Raw genomic sequence first — 20,886 nt, forward strand, 5'->3', positions numbered from 1 at the left:
AGCATCTTGGTTTAAAGTTTTCCCATGGCATATTGCAGGGTGTAATATTGAATGATCAAATCCAGATTGGCGTTGATGAGTGAAATTTTAGCTCCGTTTAACTGTAATTCGGCATCAACCATATCACTGATCAAAGCGAAGTCATTGTCGTAGCGGCTTTTTACGATTCTGTAATTGCTCTCCGATAATTCCACGTCTTTTTTATAGGTCGATATGTTTTTTTGACTTTCAACATACTTCACAAAAACGGTTTTTACTTCCTTGTCAATTTGGTCTTTGGTCACATCTAGAATCGTTTTGCTTCGGTCAATATCCAATTTATCGCCACTAACCTGATGTTTCAGATTGTAAAAGCTGGAAATATCCCAGTTCAGGGACAAACCGGCAGTCCAGAAACTGAGTAAGTTTGGGTAATCAGGCCATTGAGCTGGGTACTGGGTATTAAGCATGGCACCGGCGTATACATTGGGCAAAAAGCCGCTTCTTGTGATGCTGAGATTGGATTCGGAAACTTTCACGTTTAGTTCCGATTGTTTGATTTCATAACGGTTCTCATAGGCTTCGGCCAGGCACTGTTTGATATCTCGTTCTTCCATCGGAATCATGGCTTCGGCCATTTCGGGTTTTAGAATAGTGTCCGTCGGAATGCCAATCAAAATATCCAGATAGTTGCTGACCAATTTTATATTGTTGGTGTCTTCAAATACTGAAACCTCGAATCGAGACTGTTGCAATTCGGTTCGCAATAAATCACTTTTAAGGTTTTGTCCGTTGGCCACTCGCGACTGTAGTTGTTTGATTCGTAGATTGGTGTTTATGATATTTTGTTTGGTGACTTCAATCTGGCGGTAAAGTTTTTCAAGGGTGAAATATTGCTGTACTATGGCCAGTTTAATTTCTGCTTCAGTCATTTTTACTGCGGCTTCCTGTAACTGACTGATTAGCTCTTGCTTGCTTATTCTGTTGTTGATGAGGTTTCCTGTGTAAATGGGCATGCTGGCCAGAATGTTTGCGGAAGCCTGATAATCAAAGTAATCTACAGTGAGGCTTTTTTCATAAAATCCCTCATATATTTTTGGATTGCCGATGTGATTATAGTTCATATTCAGTCCGACAAGAGGCATCTTCGCCATTTTTGTCTGGCTTACATTTTCATTGGCAATGGCAACGTCGGTGTTAGCTATTTTTATTTGTCTGTTGTTCTCAATACCAAGTTTCAGCGCTTCTTCTAAAGTTATGCTTCGTACGTTTGTTAAGGAGTCGTTCTGGGCATACCCATTTTCCATGCCGAATAAGGCGACAATCAGTAGCAGAAAGGCATATTTGGAGCGTTGTAAGAGGGTAATAGTTATCAATTATTATAATTTTAAATATTAATAACAAATCGCTTTCAGGAATCAGAATAAAAACACGGGGAATTGTGTTAATATCTTGGTTATCAAATATAAATAATTTAACAATAAAAACCTTCTGTTACTCGTTAAAATTATTTTGGGATGTGATTGGACAGTCATAAATTGCTTTTGAACGGGAAAAAGTAAAACAGATGGGTTTCAGAGGTTTACATCGAAGAGTGCAATCGGTTATTTTTGAGTTTCCGATTTGTTGATTTCGATTAAAAACTAAATTGTGTCGATACTCAAATTATGACGAGTTCAGGCTTAAAGTTAAACCGTCAATCGCAAAATAAAAAAACACTATCTTTACACACAAAATCTATTCACGAATAAGTAGTCTGGCCTAAGGCGGACGATCTATATATATTCAAATTATGGCATGTAACAGTTGTTCAACCTCTGATGGCAGTGCGCCGAAGGGGTGTAAAAATAATGGGACTTGCGGCACCGATAGCTGCAACAAATTAACCGTATTCGATTGGCTTTCCAACATGACACTTCCGGGTGGTCAGGAGCCTTTTGACTGTGTTGAGGTCCGTTTTAAGAACGGGCGTAAAGAATTTTACCGCAATACTGAAAAATTGACTTTGGGGATCGGCGATATTGTTGCCACGGAGATGTCCCCTGGACACGACATTGGGATTGTTACCTTGACCGGAGAACTGGTAAAGGTACAAATGAAGAAAAAAGGGGTTAATCACGAAGGTGAGGTTCCTAAAATTTACAGAAAAGCATCCCAAAAAGATATTGATATTTGGAGTGATGCCCGTGACAGGGAAGAGCCAATGAAAGTCCGTGCACGTGAATTGGCAATCAGCCTAAAACTGGAAATGAAAATCTCGGATATCGAATTCCAGGGAGATGGTTCTAAAGCTACGTTCTACTATACGGCAAATGACCGTGTCGATTTTCGTCAGTTAATTAAGGATTTTGCTAAAGAATTCAATACGAGAATCGAGATGAAACAGGTTGGTTTTCGTCAGGAAGCATCCCGTTTGGGCGGAATTGGTTCGTGTGGACGCGAATTGTGTTGTTCTACCTGGCTGACCGATTTTAGAAGTGTAAATACTTCGGCGGCGCGTTATCAGCAATTGTCATTGAACCCGCAAAAACTTGCAGGTCAGTGTGGTAAGTTAAAGTGCTGTCTGAATTACGAATTGGATACTTATCTGGATGCACTGAAAGGTTTTCCGGATATGGAGACCAAGTTGTACACCGAAAAAGGCGATGCGCTTTGTCAGAAGGTAGACATATTCAAAGGATTGATGTGGTTTGCCTATACCAATAATTTTGCACAATGGCACGTTTTAAAGATAGATCAGGTTAAAGAAATCGTGGCATTAAACAAAGAGAAAAAACGTATTGCAGCACTCGAGGATTATACCGTTGAGACGATTGTTGAAGAAGAGAAAAACTTCCAAAATGCTGTAGGGCAGGATAGTTTGACCCGTTTTGATCAGCCTAAGAAAAAGAAACGTCCAAACAAGAAGCGTTCTGTTGCTGATGTCGAAAAGCAAAAAGGAGCGCCTGAAAGACAAAAAGGAGGACCTGAAAGACAAAAAGGGGCACCTGAAAAACAAAATAAACCGGCTCCTGAAGTGCAGGGCGTACAAAACAAGCCTGCTTCCGAAGGACAACCAAGAAACAATAACCGCAGACCGCGGCCAAATAGAAATAAACCATCGAACGATAAAAATGATTCAAAACAATAGATTTTTAATTTTTGGATTTGCATTGTCACTATCGCTTTTTTCCTGTGACAAAAAAAGGGTTTTTGATGAATACCGTGAAATCGACGGTTCTTGGCATAAAAAACAGAAAGTATCGTTTGCTTTTGAGCAGAAGGACACGATTCAAGATTACAATATGTTTGTAAACATCAGAAACAACAATGATTACCCGTATAGTAACTTGTTCCTTATCGTTTCCATGCTGCAACCGGATGGGGTGACCAAGGTGGATACGTTAGAGTACCAAATGGCCAATCCGGACGGTACGCTGATGGGAGAAGGGTTTTCCGATGTAAAAGAGAGTAAGCTCTGGTATAAGGAAAATGCCAGGTTTTCTAAAGCAGGAAAGTATGTGGTAAGTATTCAGCAGGCCGTTCGCGAAACCGGGAAAGTATCCGGAGTTGAACAATTACAAGGTATTTCGGAAGTAGGTTTTAGAATAGAAAAAACGAATTAAAAATGGCTCAAATCAATAATAAAAAAGAAGATTTATCTCCGTACGTAAAGAAATTCTGGAAACTGTTTTTTTACTGTTTTGGAGGCGTAATTTTATTTTTCCTGTTTGCATCCTGGGGACTTTTCGGATCGATGCCTTCGTTTGATGAGTTGGAAAATCCAAACTCAAATGTAGCTACGGAAATCATATCTTCTGATGGGGTAACCATTGGTAAATTTTATCTTGAAAACAGAACGCCGGTTAAATTCGCCGAATTGCCGGATCATTTGGTGAAAGCCTTGGTTGCTACGGAAGACGAGCGTTTTTATGAGCATTCCGGTATTGATACGAAGGGTACATTGCGCGCAGCACTGAGTTTAGGGAGTAGCGGAGGAGCAAGTACCTTAACGCAGCAGCTGGCGAAAAATCTTTTCCACGGTGAAGGCTCTAAATTCCTACCGTTCCGTATTATCCAAAAAGCAAAAGAATGGATTATTGCCACCAAATTGGAAAGACAATATACCAAACAGGAAATTATTGCCCACTATTTAAATACAGTGGATTTCGTAAATACGGCAGTAGGAATCCGTTCGGCATCTAAAGTTTATTTTGGAAAAGAACCGAAAGACCTAACCGTAGATGAAGCGGCTATGTTTGTGGGGATGTTGAAAAACCCATCATTGTTCAATCCGGTACGTCGCCTTCAGAAAGTGACTGACAGACGTAATGTGGTATTGCACCAGATGGAGAAGAACAAATTCCTGACTAAAGAAAAAAAAGAATTTTACCAGTCGAAGCCAATCGTTTTAAAATTCACACCGGAAAGTCATATCGAAGGAAGTGCTACTTATTTCAGAGAGTATTTGCGTGATTTCATGAAAAAATGGGTGAAAGACAATCCGAAAAAAGACGGTGATGGCGAATATGATATTTACCGTGACGGATTGAAAATTTACACAACTATTGATTCCAGAATGCAGCAGTATGCCGAGGAAGCTGCTTCAGAGCACTTGGCAAATCTGCAACAGGAATTCAACAAAAGACAGAAGGACAATCCGAATGCTCCTTTTACGGGTATTACGCCGGATGAAACAAAAAAGATCATGGAGCGTTCCATGAAAAATTCAGAACGTTGGCGTATTATGAGCGAGAAAGGTTTCGATGAAAACAAAATTATGAAATCATTCGATGTTCCGACCAAAATGCAGGTGTTTACCTGGAAAGGAGAGAAAGACACTTTGCTGACGCCTCGTGATTCCATCTTATATTACAAACACTTCCTTCAGACAGGTATGATGGCGATGGAGCCTCAAACCGGCCATGTTAAGGCTTGGGTGGGAGGAATTAATTACAAACATTTTCAATACGATCACGTAGGGCAGGGAGCAAGACAGGTTGGATCTACTTTCAAACCGTTTTTGTACGCCACGGCTATAGAACAATTGAAAATGTCACCATGTGATTCCATACTTGATTCTCCTTTCACAATGCCAAAAGGACGTTACAATATCGATGCTGATTGGACACCTAAAAACTCAACAGGCAATTACCGAGGAATGGTGAATCTGAAATCCGCGTTGGCCAATTCCATCAACACGGTTTCTGCCAAACTGATTGACAAAGTGGGGCCGGAAGCGGTGGTAGACATGACCAAGAAATTAGGAGTTAGCTCTGAAATCCCTGTTCAGCCTTCCATTGCTTTAGGAGCTGTGGATATTACTGTAGAGGAGATGGTGGCTGCTTTCAGTACATTCGCTAATCAGGGTGTGTACATGAAGCCGCAGGTGATAGCGAAAATCGTAGATAAAAACGGCGTAGTTTTATACGAACCGGTTCCCGAATCCCGTGACGTAATGAGTAAAGACGTCGCTTATACCGTGATTAAACTGATGGAAGGGGTTACTGAATACGGGACAGGTTCACGATTACGTTGGGGAAGCGCACCGGAATCGGCGCGAGTTACAGGGGTTCCTTATAATTTAAGAAACCCGATAGCCGGTAAAACAGGGACATCGCAAAACAATTCCGACGGATGGTTCATCGGTATGGTGCCGAATCTGGCGGTGGGAGTATGGGTCGGAAATGAAGACCGATCCGCGCATTTCGAACAAACCAATATGGGGCAGGGAGCCACAATGGCTTTGCCTATTTGGGGGATATTCATGAAAAAATGCTACGAGGATTCGAGTCTGGATGTTTCGCAGAAACCGTTCGAAAAACCTGAAAACTTCGCCATCAAAGTAGATTGTTACACGCCTAGGAAAGTGGTTGTAGACAGTCTTGCCACCGAGGAAGATACGCAAACCGAAGAATTCGATTTCTAAATAGGAAACGCCTTTTTTAAAAGGCGTTTTTTTTATACTTTTAAGGCCAAAATAAAACAAACGCAATCGCCATATGATTAATAAGAAAGTAGGTAATGTTCAGGAGGCATTACAGGATATAAAAGACGGGCAAACCATCATGCTGGGTGGTTTCGGACTTTGCGGAATCCCCGAAAACAGTATTGCCGAACTTGTCCGAAAAGATGTAAAAGAATTGACTTGTATTTCCAATAATGCAGGAGTAGATGATTTCGGATTGGGATTGTTATTGCAAAAACGTCAAATTAAAAAAATGATTTCTTCCTATGTAGGGGAAAATGCTGAATTCGAACGTCAGATGTTAAGTGGCGAATTGGATGTGGAATTGACTCCGCAAGGAACTTTAGCCGAAAAATGCCGTGCGGCTCAGGCTGGAATCCCTGCATTTTTTACGCCTGCCGGTTATGGTACCGAAGTAGCCGAAGGGAAAGAGGTACGTGAGTTTAACGGAAAAATGCACATAATGGAATTGGCTTATAAAGCCGATTTCTCCATCGTAAAAGCATGGAAAGGCGACGAAGCCGGAAACCTTATTTTTAAAGGAACAGCCCGAAATTTCAATGCTTGTATGGCGGGTGCAGCCAAAGTTACTATTGCTGAGGTAGAAGAATTAGTGCCTGCGGGAACTTTGGATCCTAATCAGATTCACATTCCGGGAATTATGGTGCAGCGCATCTTCCAAGGTGAGAAATTTGAAAAACGAATTGAGCAACGTACAACCCGTAAAAGATAATAGTGATGGCTTTAGATAAAAATCAGATTGCAAAGCGTATAGCTAAAGAAGTAAAAGACCGTTACTTTGTAAACTTGGGAATTGGTATACCGACCTTGGTTGCGAATTATGTCCGTCATGATATTTCTGTGGAATTCCAGAGTGAAAACGGAGTGTTAGGAATGGGGCCGTTCCCTTTTGAAGGCGAAGAAGATGCCGACATCATCAATGCCGGAAAACAAACCATCACCACATTACCGGGAGCAAGTTTCTTTGATTCGGCTTTCAGTTTTGGGATGATCCGCGCGCAAAAAGTCGATTTAACCATTTTAGGAGCGATGGAAGTTTCTGAAAATGGAGATATTGCTAACTGGAAAATCCCGGGTAAAATGGTGAAAGGAATGGGAGGTGCTATGGATTTGGTGGCTTCTGCCGATAATATAATCGTTGCCATGATGCACGTAAATAAAGCGGGGGAATCGAAAATACTTAAAAAGTGTACACTACCGTTAACAGGTGTTGGCTGCGTGAAAAAAGTAGTAACCGAATTAGCTGTGATGGAAGTTACGCCAAAAGGGTTTAAACTTTTGGAAAGAGCTCCCGGCGTTTCTGTTGAAGAGATTATTAAGGCTACCGAAGCCGAATTAATCATTGATGGCGACATCCCCGAAATGATAATTGATTAAGAACCTGATAAAAAAGAAATAGAATGAAAGACGGATTAATGACGTATGAATTTGCTGCTGGGCACCTGAATATTGGAGATTATGTCCAGAGTATTGCTGCAAAACAATTTTTGAACGATAAAACTAATTTTACTTATGTAGATAGGGAACACCTGAACAGCTATGAAGGTGAAGATATTAAACTGATCATGAATGGTTGGTTTCTGATGACTCCGGAAAATTTCCCACCATCTCAGAAAATTAAACCTGTCATAGTATCGCATCATATTAATGTTACGGTTCAGGAAGTTTTTGCTAAAAACCAGGCAGTAATTGATTTCTATAAAGCCAATGAGCCGGTTGGATGCCGTGATTTTTTTACGATGGATTTCTTAAAGGGATTGGGTGTTGAAGCTTTCTATACAGGATGTCTGACCTTAACGATAGGGGATACCTTTTCATCAGAAGAAAAATCCAATAAAATCTATTTTGTAGACCCTAGGTACAAAAAACACCGAGGTAAAGTAAACAGGCTTAAAAATATTGGCCTTTTACTAACTAAATTTTCTGTTATCAATTCCATCCGAAAAAAATTCAAAAAGAACAGCGATTGGGAAAGTTGGTACAAAACTTTGGAATTTTATAAGTCATATTCCCAGATTTTCGATGACAATGTTCTTGTAAATGCGGAGTACGTGAAGCATTTCGTTCCGGCAGATCAGTTCAAGAACGAAGATGAGATTTTTGCTTTTGGTGAAGACCTGCTTAGACAATATGCTAAGGCAAATTTTGTGGTCACTTCAAGAATCCATTGTGCTTTGCCAAGTTTATCCATGGGTACGCCTACTTTATATGTTGATATTCCTGATGATGGCGAGGTAAGTTATTGTCGTTTGAACGGTATCAAGGAATATTTCCATGTGGTGGAAAATCACAAAGGAATTTTAAGCACTGATTTACTTAAGAAAGGCGAAAAATTCAAATGGGATTCAAAGTTCGAGAATAAAAAAGATTTCATACCGGTAAAGGAAAAAATATCCAAACTGGTAAAGGAAAAAATGAATCAGGTAAAAACAGAGCAAGCGTAAATCATGAGCTATCCGAAAGTAATATTAAAACCGGGTAAGGAAAAATCCGTGCAACGCCGTCACCCATGGGTATTCAGCGGTGCTGTTTATGGCGTTAGCCAGGAATTGAATGACGGGGAAATGGTGGATGTGGTGGATTCCAATAACAAACACCTGGCAACCGGTTATTTCAGCGATCGTGGCAGTATAGTTGTACGCATGCTGACTTTCGGAAAAGAGGTTTTTGATAAAAATTTCTGGGCAGATAAACTGAAGTCGGCTTGGGAATTACGTTTGAAATTATTGAAATTGGATGAAACTAATGCCTTTCGTCTGATTCATGGTGAAGGCGATGGTATTCCCGGATTGATAATTGATTATTACGATAAAAACTGGGTATTGCAAGCGCATTCGTCTGGGATTTATTTTCAGCTGGAGCAAATTGCCGAAGCCATAAAGACAAACTTCGCCGATTACTGTGAAACCATCTATTGCAAAAGCAGCGGTACTTTGCCTAATACGGGAAAAGATTTCTTCTTATACGGCGATAAACCTGAAACGGTTGCCAAGGAAAACAATATTTTATTTGCCGTTAACTGGGTGGAAGGACAGAAAACTGGTTTCTTTTTGGATCAGCGTGATAACAGAAAATTGTTGGCTCATTACGCACACGAGAAACGCGTTTTGAATACGTTTTGTTACACGGGAGGTTTTTCCATTTATGCGATGAGCGCCGGTGCGCAATTGGTTACTTCGGTTGATATTTCGGAAAAAGCCGTTGCGCTTGCCGAAAGAAATATGGAATTAAATTACGACGACTGCAATCACGAAGCGGTTGCTTCTGATGTGTTTGATTTCCTGAAAGAACACAACCAGCAATACGATTTGATTGTGCTTGACCCGCCTGCCTTCGCCAAGAGCATTAAGAGCAAACATACGGCCACACAGGCCTACAAACGTTTGAATATTGCAGGATTGAAAGCTTTGGCGCCAAAAGGGATTTTATTCACTTTCTCCTGTTCTCAGGTAATTGATGACGTGTTGTTTTACAATACTGTCGCAGCAGCAGCCATCGAAACAGGAAGAAATATCCGTGTATTGCACAAATTATCACAAGGACCAGATCATCCAACAAATATTTACCATCCTGAAGGGCATTACCTGAAAGGATTGGTATTGTATGTAGAGTAGACATTTTTCAGTTATAATTTCAAAGACCATCCATACCGATGGTCTTTTTTTTTTGATATAATTTGATCTTCTTTGTTTTAATGGTGAACAATAATCAATTTTTGGGATGTATAGTTTCGCTTTTAGATGTTTTTTACTAAAAATGATGCCTCAGTAAGTTTATTTAATTAACAAGAATGATGTCTATAAACCAAAATAAATGTAAGGATTGGTTAATTGTCTCAGATTGGCAGGTTAATATTTTTTTGAATGCGTAATAATCTAATATACAACATTTTAATTAGGGTCTAAGTTTTAATTTTGCAATCGGAATAAAATAAAAATTACATGAGTAAAAAACTACTTCAAGCGGTTACATTGACTGGTTTCCTGTTTTCGGTTATCTCTTCTTCAAATGCTCAGGAAGGAGATAAGTACGTAAAACAGCAAATCAGAGACGGAAAGGGAAATGTGTCTTTAATCACTTTTAATGAACGAGCTATCTACAAGACAAGCGATTTTAAACAAGTATTTAAAGATCAGTTGGGAGCAAAGGAAGATGCTCATTTTCAAAAAATGACTTCAGAGACAGACAAAGAAGGGTTTGTACACGAGAAATATCAACTTTTTCATAAAGGGGTAAAAGTAGAATTTGCAACTTATTCTCTGCATTCTAAACAGGAAAAATTGGTTTCATTAAGCGGAGAGTTTTATTCTTTGGAAAATATTGAAATGAATCCGGTTCTGACAGGCTCTCAGGCTTTTGATATAGCATTGCGCCAAATCGGAGCAACTGCATATCTTTGGGAAAATGATTTGGAAGCTGGGAAAATGGGTTATGCCAAACCTGAAGGAGAATTGGTTTTACTTCCTTCTGTCGATGATGAAAATGAGGGAGTCACTTCTTTCAAATTGGCATATAAATTTGATATTTATGCTACAAATCCGGTAAGTAGAGGGGATGTTTATATCGATGCGTTTACAGGAAATACGTTGTTCTACAATGCCACTATTAAACATATTGGAGAATTCACGCATGGAGCCAAAGGAAATGCCTTGTTCAAAAAAGGTACAATGGTGGATTCTGCGAATTCAGCTACCAGATATTCAGGAGATCAAAATATTGAGACTTCATTAAACGGTTCGAATTACGTTTTGGCCGATAATACCAGAGGATTGGGAGTTTTTACTTATAATATGCAAAAAGGGACCAATTATAGTGCTGCGGTAAATTTTACAGATGCTGATAACAATTGGACAGCCGCGGAATTCAATAACGCCAATAAAGACAATGGTGCTTTGGATGCTCACTGGGGTGCCGGTAAAACTTATGATTACTTGTTAAATGCTCACGGAAGAAACGGTTATAATAACGACGGTGCAGCAATTAAAAACTATGTTCACTATAGCAATGCTTACAATAATGCGTACTGGAACGGTAGTGTGATGACTTACGGGGATGGCAGTGGAGTCGGGGGATTCAATATGCTAACATCATTGGACGTTGCAGCTCACGAAATTGGACATGCATTATGCAGCAGTACTGCTAATTTGGCTTATCAAAAAGAATCTGGCGCACTAAATGAGGCTCTTTCTGATATTTGGGCAGCGTGTGTTGAATATTTCGCAGCGCCATCTAAGCAAATATGGTTAATAGGTGAAGATATTGAGATGAGAACCGGACACGTGTCACTACGTTCTATGAGTAATCCTAAAGCTGAAGGTCAACCGGATACTTATGGCGGTACAAATTGGAAAAGCCAAAAATGTGTTCCGACTTCCAATAACGATTACTGTGGTGTTCATACCAACAGCGGTGTCTTGAATCACTGGTTCTATATTTTGACAGAAGGTAAAACAGGGACTAATGATTTAGGAAATGCATATAGCGTTACCGGAATAGGAATAAACAAAGCGGCTAATATAGTTTACCGATTGGAGACTGTATACCTGACATCAAATGCAACTTATGCAAGTGCGAGAACTTACGGGATTCAGGCAGCTACCGATCTTTTTGGAGCAAACTCACCTGAAGTTATAGCTACAACAAATGCTTTTTATGCTGTGGGTGTAGGCGCTGCTTACGTTAGCAACATTGATACTACAGCTCCAAGTGCTCCTATAAATTTGATTGCTGCTGGAACTACACAAACAAGTACAAATTTGACTTGGTCAGCTTCTACAGACAATATCAGTGTTACGGGCTACAATGTTTATCAGGACGGATTGCTTATCGGGACTTCACCTACGGCTTCCTTCGCTGTTACAAGTCTTGCTCCTGCTACAAATTATTTGTTTACTGTAAAAGCGTATGATGCGGCAGGTAACCTTTCAAGTGTGAGCAATACGGCTACAGCAACGACTTTGGCCATCGGAACTTATTGTAATTCAAAAGGAAATGATGCTTCTAAGGATAATATCGCAAAAGTTGTTTTCAATGCGATTTCCAACAATTCGACATCAACAAATGGCTATGAGAATTTTACGGGCATTTCAACGGATGTTTTATCAGGTTCGAGCTATACAGTTACGATAACGCCAAACAGATCAAGTAAAGCGGCAAAAGAAGGTTATGCAGTATTTATTGATTTGAATGCTGATGGTGATTTTGTTGATTCTGGTGAGACTGTATGGTCATTGGCCGCTACAAATGCTTCGGTTGTTTCGGGTACGATTAGAATTCCTGGCAATGCAGTTTTGGGGAATACAAGAATGCGTGTATCAATGAAATTGAATGGTATACCAACTGCTTGCGAAACATTAGCGTCAGGTCAGGTTGAAGATTATACTGTGAATGTGATTTCCACAAATCCTGTAGCTACAAATTACGAGGTTTCTGCCGTAGATGACTTTGATGTAATAATTTATCCGAACCCGGTTGAAAACTATTTGCAAGTTATAATTTTAAACAATATAGAAACTTCTTATTCGATTGTTAACCAAATCGGACAGGAAGTGAAAAGTGGAAAAGTAAACGGAGGAAATATTGACGTTTCAGATTTGACTGTCGGAATTTATTTCCTTAGAATTAATGGCTTAAATTCATCTGTTTCTAAGAAATTCATCAAGAAATAGAAGCATTTGTTTTCTGAAAAAGCAACCACAATAAATGGGAGGCTGTCCAAATGTGTGGCCTCCTTTTTTATTGATACCAAAATAAATCCTGAGGCAAAATATCGTACAAGATTATAAGCCGATTTTACATATAGTCTATTTGTGTTGCGAGTATGGTTAATCAGGGTTCTCATAGTATAATTCGAAAAGGATTGGTATTATGCAGAGTAATAATAAGTTGGTGGTTTTCAGAAAGCAGTTGTTAATGGATTAGTAATAGAAAACCCGTCTCAAAATAAGAAGACGGGTTTTCTTTTTTTGTTGCTCTTTGTTCTATTTTCCCTAATAAAGCAAATATTTAAATTTTCAAGAATGGTGTTTCGGGAATAATCCTTAAGGGTTGTTGTTTTGTTCTGAGTTGGTTTCGTCTAGTTTGGCAACATTCTTTTTTGTCGGGAATTCTACTTTTAATCCTAACGATATCATATCCCATTCCTGGTAATTCTCGTAGAAATATTGGTCTCCTAAATTATAACTGAGTGTATATTGAAGTTGTAATTTAACTTTCTCAAGTCCACCTTGCAGGGTTATGGCCGGTTCTGCAACCCATTGCGAATTATTATCTTTTAAGTAATCTGCTTCGGTAATATAGGTATAAGTATTTTCTGCGCTATAGAAAGGATAATTTCCTGAAATGTTGTTGTAATTCACATTTGCAAGGCGGGTAGATAAAGAGGCATTAAAGTATTTACTGCTAAAACTTATGCTGGGTTGAGCTCCAAAACGGGTAAAGTGAGTCTTAACGTACGCATATTCGCCGGTTCCTTCAGATGTTTGTTCATATTGTGTTTTCCCAAAAGCAATCAGGCCATAAGTTTCAAAAACGAATGATTTGGAAATTTTTTTATAATAGCCTCCGCCGAATTCTATAATATTTCCTTTTCCGCTTGAGTTATATTCCATGTCGTCTGCAGAATTTACCCAATCGGCATTTAATTGCAAGGCAATTTTATCGGTTAATCCGTAGGCGCCCTGAAGTTCGAAACCGTTCGTGTATTCAGTGGCATTAATGCCAATTGAAAGGTTTGTTTGTCCTTTTTCTTTCATTACCGGTATGTTTTGAGTGTTTGGGGCATAGTAAAGAGGAAAACAGCCGGACAGAGAGAGGCAAACTAAAAGTATAGTTGTATTTTTCATAAGCACCAATTTTATATTAAATAAAATCTCTCCGAACTAAATTGATTGCCTGCCGCGATTTAGAAACAGACAATGAGCATAATCAAAAATTCATCGGTGTTGGAAAAATGTAAAGTGCTTAAAATCAATTTGATTACAGCCTGTATAAAGTTACAATTTTTCTGAATAAATGGTTTTGAAAAGTTTCAAAAAGATGAAGGTGTTTTTCTATACTAAAAAAGACCGCTGTTGAGGCGGTCTTTTTGTTTTATCTAAAAAACGGTCTTTCTTACAAATTTTCAAAAAAATCATTCCCTTTATCATCCGTAATGATGAACGCAGGGAAATCTTTAATAGTGATTTTACGAACCGCTTCCATGCCCAATTCTTCAAAATCAACCACTTCTACGGAAAGGATGTTTTCTTTGGCTAAAATCGCGGCAGGTCCGCCAATCGAGCCTAAATAAAATCCTCCGTATTTGTTGCATGCATTGGTGACATCTTTGGAACGGTTTCCTTTGGCCAGCATGATCATGCTTCCGCCATTTTTCTGGAATTCGTCCACATAAACGTCCATACGTCCGGCAGTAGTTGGTCCGAAACTTCCTGATGGCATTCCTTCCGGAGTTTTCGCCGGTCCGGCATAATAAATCGGATGGTTTTTGAAGTAGTCCGGCATAGGTTTTCCGGCGTCTAACAATTCTTTGATTTTCGCATGGGCGATATCACGGGCCACAATCAGGGTTCCATTTAGTTTCAAACGGGTTTTGATCGGGTATTTTGACAATTCTGCCAATACTTCCGACATCGGTCTGTTCAAGTCGATTTCTACTGGATCTTCCAAATGCGGAGCCGTTTCTGGTAAGAACTGTTTTGGATTTACTTCTAATTGCTCAACGAAGATACCTTCTTTGGTAATTTTTCCTTTGATATTTCTGTCGGCCGAACAGGAAACACCCATTCCAACCGGACAAGAAGCAGCGTGACGCGGTAAACGGATCACACGAACATCATGCGTTAGATATTTCCCCCCAAATTGTGCTCCAATGTGGCTTTCCTCACAAATTTTCTGCACGCGTTTTTCCCATTCCAAATCACGGAATGCCTGGCCTGCCATGTTCCCGCTGGTTGGTAAGTTGTCGAAATATCCGGCAGAGGCTTTTTTCACGGCAGCTAAATTCGCTTCCGCAGAGGTACCGCCAATAACGATAGCCAAGTGATACGGAGGACAAGCCGAAGTTCCTAGATCCATGATGCGTTCGCGAACGAACTCGTCTAAGGATTTTTCGTTTAGTAATGATTTTGTCTTTTGATACAAGAAGGTTTTGTTGGCCGAACCGCCTCCCTTGGCTAAGAACAGGAATTCATATGAGCTTCCTTTTTTAGCATAAATATCGATTTGCGCCGGAAGATTTGAACCGGAGTTCTTTTCTTCAAACATCGAAATCGGAACAATCTGTGAGTAACGCAGGTTTCTTTTTTCGTAGGTGTTGAAAATTCCTTTCGACAACCATTCGCCGTCATCGGCACCAGTATATACATTCTCACCTTTTTTAGCCATTACGATAGCCGTTCCGGTGTCTTGGCAGGAAGGCAATTGCCCGTCTACAGCCACTACGGCATTTTGTAATAGGTTATAGGCAACGAAACGATCGTTGTCGGTAGCTTCCGGATCGTCGATGATGTTTTTTAATTTTTGTAAATGCGAAGAACGAAGCATGAACGATACGTCTGTCATTGCTTCTTCAGCCAATAATTCCAATCCTTTCGGATCAACTGTTAAGATTTCACGGTCGCCCAATTGTTCTACTTTTACGTAGTCGGATGTAATTTTTCGGTATTGTGTATCGTCTTTTGTAATTGGATACGGGTCTTGGTATATAAAGTCCATTGTAACAGTAATTTTAGGAGCGTAAATTTACGCATTCTTCCACTAAATCAGAAGTCTAGTTTTTTTAAAAGATTGTTAAACCGACTAATTTAGAATTATTAAAAAAACCAACTAGCCACCATTATAGCTGTAATTACGCAGATTAGATCTACCAAAAGCATCATCCCTAAAGTATAGCGAGTATTTCGGATGTTAACAGAACCGAAGTAAACGGCAATAACATAAAAAGTCGTTTCGGCGCTACACTGGAAAATACAGCTTAGTCTTCCCGTGAAGGAATCCGGACCGAAGCTGCGCATCGCATCAATCATAAAGCCTCTTGAACCACCGGAGCTAAAAGGGCGCAACATGGCCACTGGTAAGGAATCCGTGATTTCTTTGGCGACTCCGATTTGAGAAAACGTAAATGAAATCCCGTTGCTGATGATTTCAAACAAACCGCTGTTTCGGAAGAATGAAATCGCCACCAGCATTCCCATTACATAAGGGAAAATTTTGACACCCGTGTTTAAGCCATTTTTAGCACCATCCACAAAGGTGTCAAAAATGGTAGTGTCTTTCTGGGTAAATTTCTTTTCGTTAACGAATGAGAAGACAAGTGTGAAGCCAATAATAGCCACCAACATCAAACCAGATAAATTCCCAGTGAAGAAATTTTTGCCGATTAAGTCCAACCCGTTGATATAGAAAAGCAATCCTGCAATCGCGGCTAAAATAGTGGTTAACGCTAAAATCAGCGAAGCGCTTTTGAAGTTGATTCGCTGTTTGATTCCCACTAATAAAAATGCAGCGATAGTACCCACAAAAGAAGTAATAATGCACGGTAACATTACATCGGCGGGGTTGGCGGCATTCTCTGCTGCACGGTATCCAATGATAGATGTTGGAATCAAAGTCAGGCCCGCCGCATGCAGGCACATGAACATAATCTGGGCATCACTGGCTTTTTCTTTTTCGGGATTGATTGTCTGCAGACTCTCCATGGCTTTTAATCCGAATGGCGTGGCGGCAGAATCCAGTCCTAAAAAGTTGGCCGCGAAATTCAGCGTCATATAGGAAATCGATTCGTGGTTTTTAGGGATAGTAGGGAACACTTTTGCAAAAACCGGACTCAATTTTGTAGCCAGTCGCTCGGCAGCTCCTGATATGATAAGCAATTCCATCAGTCCGCAGAAAAAAGCCAGATAAGCAATCAACGGAAGAATCAGGTCCAGTAAACTGTTTTTACAGGTAGGCAATAATCCGTCTGATTTTTGTATGCCACTGTAAATTTTAACCGTTTGATTTTTATACACGTACGTGGTATCCAAATCGGTTTCAATTTTATTGATGACAATGGTGTTGTCCGGAGCTTTTTCAATGCTGTCTTTGATAAAAGCAGGGACTTGTTTCAGGTATTTTTCTGAGATTAACAGCGGTTCGTCTTTTTTACCGTTCAGCACATAATCAATCGAATAACTGCTTCCGGAGAATAAACCGATAACCACAAAGGCGATGGAGGAGATAAAAATTGCTAGCCAGAATCTGCTTAATACCATATTTAATATTTTTCGTAAATGTACTTATTTACGGCAAAAGAACACAATCAATGACGAAAGTTTGCAAAGGGCCTAGCCCTGGATAGTAATGGCGCCCTTTTTTGTTTTAGCGGTAATTTAGCTGTACTGGATAAGCAAAAAAGATTCCTTCGTCAGATCGCTTTGCTCGTGTGAATAGATTGCGGGAAATCAAGGATTCAACGTAGTTAAAGCGCTCCTAAATATGAATGACCTCCTCGTCAATGAGCAAGTCTTCCCTTCTGAATTTCAGGAGGATCTGGGCCACGGCCACCACGTCTTTTTCGCAATAGGTTATAATGCGGTCGATGTCTTTTTCAACATAAAAGGTGTGTGCCACTTCGCTGCCGTCGATATCGTCTTTTGGTGACGGAATCCCCAAAACATTGGTGAGCAGTTTCAATGAAGTAAATGTTTTGTAGTCGCCGAATTTCCAGAGTTCCATAGTGTCCAGATGCGGTACTTCCCATGGTTTTTTACCGAACAGATTTAATTTCAGCGGAATTGCAATCTGATGGATGATCATTCGTCGAGCAATAAAAGGGAAATCGAATTCCTTAGCATTGTGTCCACATAAAATATGTTGCGGTTGCGAAAAATGATTGTTCAACAAATTTGAAAAGTCTTTCAGGATTTTTACTTCGTCTCCAAAAAAGGATGTTACTCTAAAATGACGGATGTCGCCTTTGAAGGTAAAATAGCCTACTGAAATACAGACGATTTTCCCGAATTCGGCCCAGATACCGGCGCGTTCGTAAAATTCTTCGGCGGTGAAATCATCTTTGCGCTGGTATTTAGTCTTTAAGTCAAAAAGGCTTTGTTTGGTTTCGTCCAGGCTACTGAAATGTTCTTCTTCAGGAACCGTTTCAATGTCTAAAAAGAGAATGTTCTCCAGATTAATTTTCTCGATCATTTTGAATGGATTGTACTAATGCGTTTGGATTGTATATGAAAATTATTACAAATAAAAGAATTATTTTCTTCTTTCCAACATTTTGTACGCCTCATTGAAGTAAACATACAAATCGTTGCTGTGCGGGTCTTCCTCCGTCTGCAGTCCTTTGACGTGTCCCAAGCGCACGATGATGACGTTGTCTTCCGGAACCACAATTACGAATTGACCCAGGTGGCCGCGCATGTAAAACAATTGTTTGCCGTTGATTTTATGCAGCCAGAATCCGTAGCCGTATTGCGGACTTTTCGGAAATCTTGGAGTTATCGACTTGGCAACAAAAGTACTGTCTAAAAGCTGTTTGCCGTTCCATTTTCCAAAGTCGCGGTAGAGTTTTCCGAAACGGGCAAAATCACGCGCGTTGCTGGCAATACAGCAATAGGCTTTTTCAATGCCGTCCGGATTATGGTCAAGTTGCCATAATGCTTCGTTTTCTGCTCCCATTGGTTGCCAGAATTTTTCGGAAACATAATCGGCAACGTGTTCTCCGGTCGCTTTTTCGACACACATGGCTAATAATTCGGTTGCACCGCTTAAGTATTTAAAGGATTGTCCCGGTTTTTCAGAAACATCTAATCCTAAAATCACTTTCTTCAAATCGTTGTCGAAATAGGCGCGGGTCACGATGGAAAACGGACTATAATATTTTTCGTCCCAGTTCAAGCCGGATGCCATTGAAGACAAATCGCCCACGGTGACTTCTTTCGCATATTGTCCCTTCAGTTCCGGGAAAAAGTCGGTTACCTTCTGGTCTAAACTCTTGATTTTTCCTTCCATAATAGCTTTTCCCATTGCTGCAGAAATAACGCTCTTCGCCATTGAAAACGAATTAGATTTTGAGTTCTTGCCGTAACCATCGTAATAGCTTTCGTGCCAGATACTGTCGTTTTTAATGATCAGATAGGCCACGGTTCCCAGTTCTTTATGTTCTTTGTTCAATTCTTCGGTGGCGGGAACTGAATTATAATCTTTGGCAATCGCCCAAGGTTGTCCCACACCTTTTTTGATTTCACGATTCGGGAAATGGGTATAATCATCTAAAAATGCTGTGGTGTAACCTCTGAAGTAGATGGTGCGTACTGCGCGGAGCAGGTAGTCCACATCGAAAATATACATTAGAATAACAATGGAAGCTACAATGATGCAAAACCATTTCAGGAAACTTTTCAGAAATTTCATAGGTTGGGTTTTAAGTGGTATTTTAACGAATTTACGCAAATTCGGAATATGTTTTTATTTTTTTGGAGCGAATGTTTTGGGCTTTTTTGCAATCCGTGTTCCCGCTGTCCGCACTACACGGTAGTTGCTCCCATCGGGGCTAGGGGATAAGCCATAGTGTTTTTGGAAACTAAGTTAATTACGAATTACTCCTAAAGACTATCGGATCGTTTAGTCAAGTGCTTATTTACTTTTCCACTTTGTAATAGGGTTTAAATTGCTTGTAATTTGTAATTTAAAAAAGGCTTTGCTGTTTCTCCGGATTTTCATGGTCCAAAAGCCATTTCTTGCGCCACAATCCTCCTGCGTAGCCTGTCATTGAGCCGTCAGAACCAATTACACGATGACACGGAACGACTATCCATATCGGGTTTTTTCCATTGGCGGAAGCAACGGCGCGTATGGCTTTCACATCGCCCAACCTTTTAGAAAGTTCCAGATAGGATGTGGTTTTTCCGTATGGGATTTCTAAAAGTGCTTTCCAGACTTTTTTTTGAAAATCGGTGCCTTTTGGATTGAGTTGAAATGAGAATTTGGTTCGTTTTCCTTCAAAGTATTCCTGAAGTTGTTTTACGGCATCTTTTAGTTCCACTGGTATCACTTTTGAAATTTCACCTTCCTGAAGAATCGAAATGACCGAAATACCGTTTTCATCGCCTTTAATTTTGGCGGTTCCAAGCGGCGTATTGATAAAGACTGTTTGCATTTGCTAAAGATAACGAATTAGTCGGCGGCTTCCAATTCAAATATCTCGTTAACAGACCTTTCAAAGAGTTTGGCTAGCTTTAACGCCAATACAGTGGAAGGGACGAATTTACCGGCTTCAATGGCATTGATAGTCTGCCGGCTTACGCCAATTTTTTCAGCCAGTTCCGCCTGTGTCATGTTGGCAATGGCGCGCTGTACCTTTAAGTTATTCTTCATCGGTTTCAAGTTTAGTGGATTTGTACAACATCCAGTGAAAGCGGACGATAAAAAAGATTAGTAACGAAGCGATGTTAACAAGCAAGGCTGTAAAAAAGGAATTTCCGTAAATGAAAATGATGGAAATTAAAAGCAGGGCATAATTGAAATAGGTGGCCCAAACCAAACTTTCCAGCCTGATTTTTTCAACCATTTCATCTTCGATTTTTTCTTTTGAAAAGGCAGTGAATAAACCACCTATGATTAATGCGGTCATTAAAATTTCATCGGTAATGTTATTTTCAACAAAGTCAAAATACGTTGTTCCGCTCCGAGAAAAAGTATTATAGATGAAATAAAATACATTAACATTTAAGAAATCTAATTCCCAATCAATGCAAAGCCTTATGAGTGAGGCTATTGTAAAAGGGATAAAAATTAACCATCCGATTCTTTTAAAAAAATGCGGAAATAAATACTTTGTTTTCATATTTTCCTAGTATTTAGAGTTATATACTTCAAATGTAAAACATATTTTCCAAAAAGACAAGTAAACTTTACATTTTGTAAAATAAAAATGTCCTCAGTAGAGGACA

The 20,886-nt window shown here is 39.8% G+C and carries 17 protein-coding genes; 8 read left to right on the forward strand and 9 right to left on the reverse strand.

Going from position 1 to position 20,886, the window contains the following annotated elements; all coding sequences use genetic code 11:
- Positions 1–11: 11 nt before the first annotated feature.
- On the reverse strand, positions 12–1,355 hold the full coding sequence (locus FEDK69T_RS03270; protein WP_023572718.1) for a TolC family protein: 1,344 nt from the start codon (positions 1,353–1,355) through the stop codon (positions 12–14).
- 416 nt (positions 1,356–1,771) lie between these two features.
- On the opposite strand from FEDK69T_RS03270, the gene FEDK69T_RS03275 reads away from it, so the two are divergent.
- From FEDK69T_RS03275 to FEDK69T_RS03310, 8 genes are all read left to right on the forward strand, one after another.
- The gene (locus FEDK69T_RS03275; RefSeq protein ID WP_035630646.1) at positions 1,772–3,109 is read left to right on the forward strand and encodes a PSP1 domain-containing protein; all 1,338 of its coding nucleotides are present in this window, start codon (positions 1,772–1,774) and stop codon (positions 3,107–3,109) included.
- On the forward strand, positions 3,093–3,584 hold the full coding sequence (locus tag FEDK69T_RS03280) for a gliding motility lipoprotein GldH (protein ID WP_035630645.1): 492 nt from the start codon (positions 3,093–3,095) through the stop codon (positions 3,582–3,584). The genes FEDK69T_RS03275 and FEDK69T_RS03280 overlap by 17 nt, the downstream gene beginning before the upstream one ends.
- 2 nt (positions 3,585–3,586) lie before the next feature.
- Complete coding sequence (locus tag FEDK69T_RS03285; protein ID WP_023572720.1) at positions 3,587–5,887, forward strand: penicillin-binding protein 1A; 2,301 nt, start codon at positions 3,587–3,589, stop codon at positions 5,885–5,887.
- Between the two features lie 73 nt (positions 5,888–5,960).
- Complete coding sequence (locus FEDK69T_RS03290) at positions 5,961–6,659, forward strand: CoA transferase subunit A (protein WP_023572721.1); 699 nt, start codon at positions 5,961–5,963, stop codon at positions 6,657–6,659.
- Between the two features lie 5 nt (positions 6,660–6,664).
- A complete protein-coding gene (locus tag FEDK69T_RS03295; protein ID WP_023572722.1) occupies positions 6,665–7,324 on the forward strand; it encodes a CoA transferase subunit B in 660 nt (219 codons plus the stop codon).
- Between the two features lie 23 nt (positions 7,325–7,347).
- On the forward strand, positions 7,348–8,391 hold the full coding sequence (locus tag FEDK69T_RS03300) for a polysaccharide pyruvyl transferase family protein (protein WP_023572723.1): 1,044 nt from the start codon (positions 7,348–7,350) through the stop codon (positions 8,389–8,391).
- Positions 8,392–8,394: 3 nt separating this feature from the next.
- Positions 8,395–9,561, forward strand: coding sequence for a class I SAM-dependent rRNA methyltransferase (locus FEDK69T_RS03305; RefSeq protein ID WP_023572724.1), 1,167 nt, complete (start codon positions 8,395–8,397; stop codon positions 9,559–9,561).
- A gap of 327 nt (positions 9,562–9,888) precedes the next feature.
- On the forward strand, positions 9,889–12,615 hold the full coding sequence (locus FEDK69T_RS03310) for a M4 family metallopeptidase (protein ID WP_023572725.1): 2,727 nt from the start codon (positions 9,889–9,891) through the stop codon (positions 12,613–12,615).
- A 372-nt stretch (positions 12,616–12,987) separates the two neighbouring features.
- Here FEDK69T_RS03310 and FEDK69T_RS03315 read toward each other — a convergent pair whose 3' ends face one another.
- The 8 genes from FEDK69T_RS03315 to FEDK69T_RS03350 form a co-directional block, all read right to left on the reverse strand.
- Complete coding sequence (locus FEDK69T_RS03315) at positions 12,988–13,701, reverse strand: hypothetical protein (protein ID WP_023572726.1); 714 nt, start codon at positions 13,699–13,701, stop codon at positions 12,988–12,990.
- Positions 13,702–14,059: 358 nt separating this feature from the next.
- The gene (locus FEDK69T_RS03320) at positions 14,060–15,661 is read right to left on the reverse strand and encodes a fumarate hydratase (RefSeq protein ID WP_023572727.1); all 1,602 of its coding nucleotides are present in this window, start codon (positions 15,659–15,661) and stop codon (positions 14,060–14,062) included.
- 98 nt (positions 15,662–15,759) lie between these two features.
- Complete coding sequence (locus FEDK69T_RS03325; protein WP_023572728.1) at positions 15,760–17,199, reverse strand: nucleoside recognition domain-containing protein; 1,440 nt, start codon at positions 17,197–17,199, stop codon at positions 15,760–15,762.
- 217 nt (positions 17,200–17,416) lie between these two features.
- Positions 17,417–18,130 (reverse strand): 3'-5' exonuclease, encoded by a 714-nt coding sequence (locus tag FEDK69T_RS03330; protein WP_023572729.1) that lies wholly within the window; start codon positions 18,128–18,130, stop codon positions 17,417–17,419.
- A gap of 60 nt (positions 18,131–18,190) precedes the next feature.
- Positions 18,191–19,348: a serine hydrolase domain-containing protein gene (locus FEDK69T_RS03335; RefSeq protein ID WP_023572731.1), complete on the reverse strand. Its 1,158-nt coding sequence runs from the start codon at positions 19,346–19,348 to the stop codon at positions 18,191–18,193.
- A 274-nt stretch (positions 19,349–19,622) separates the two neighbouring features.
- Positions 19,623–20,093, reverse strand: a complete 471-nt coding sequence (locus FEDK69T_RS03340; protein ID WP_023572732.1) for a methylated-DNA--[protein]-cysteine S-methyltransferase — start codon at positions 20,091–20,093, stop codon at positions 19,623–19,625.
- A 17-nt stretch (positions 20,094–20,110) separates the two neighbouring features.
- Positions 20,111–20,311 carry a helix-turn-helix transcriptional regulator gene (locus tag FEDK69T_RS03345; protein WP_023572733.1) on the reverse strand — a complete coding sequence of 67 codons (201 nt, stop codon included), beginning with the start codon at positions 20,309–20,311 and terminating at the stop codon, positions 20,111–20,113.
- On the reverse strand, positions 20,301–20,780 hold the full coding sequence (locus tag FEDK69T_RS03350) for a hypothetical protein (RefSeq protein WP_035630644.1): 480 nt from the start codon (positions 20,778–20,780) through the stop codon (positions 20,301–20,303). Before FEDK69T_RS03350 ends, FEDK69T_RS03345 begins: the two co-directional genes overlap by 11 nt.
- Positions 20,781–20,886 lie beyond the last annotated feature (106 nt).

The organism is Flavobacterium enshiense DK69 (assembly GCF_000498495.1).
Classification (GTDB): domain Bacteria; phylum Bacteroidota; class Bacteroidia; order Flavobacteriales; family Flavobacteriaceae; genus Flavobacterium; species Flavobacterium enshiense.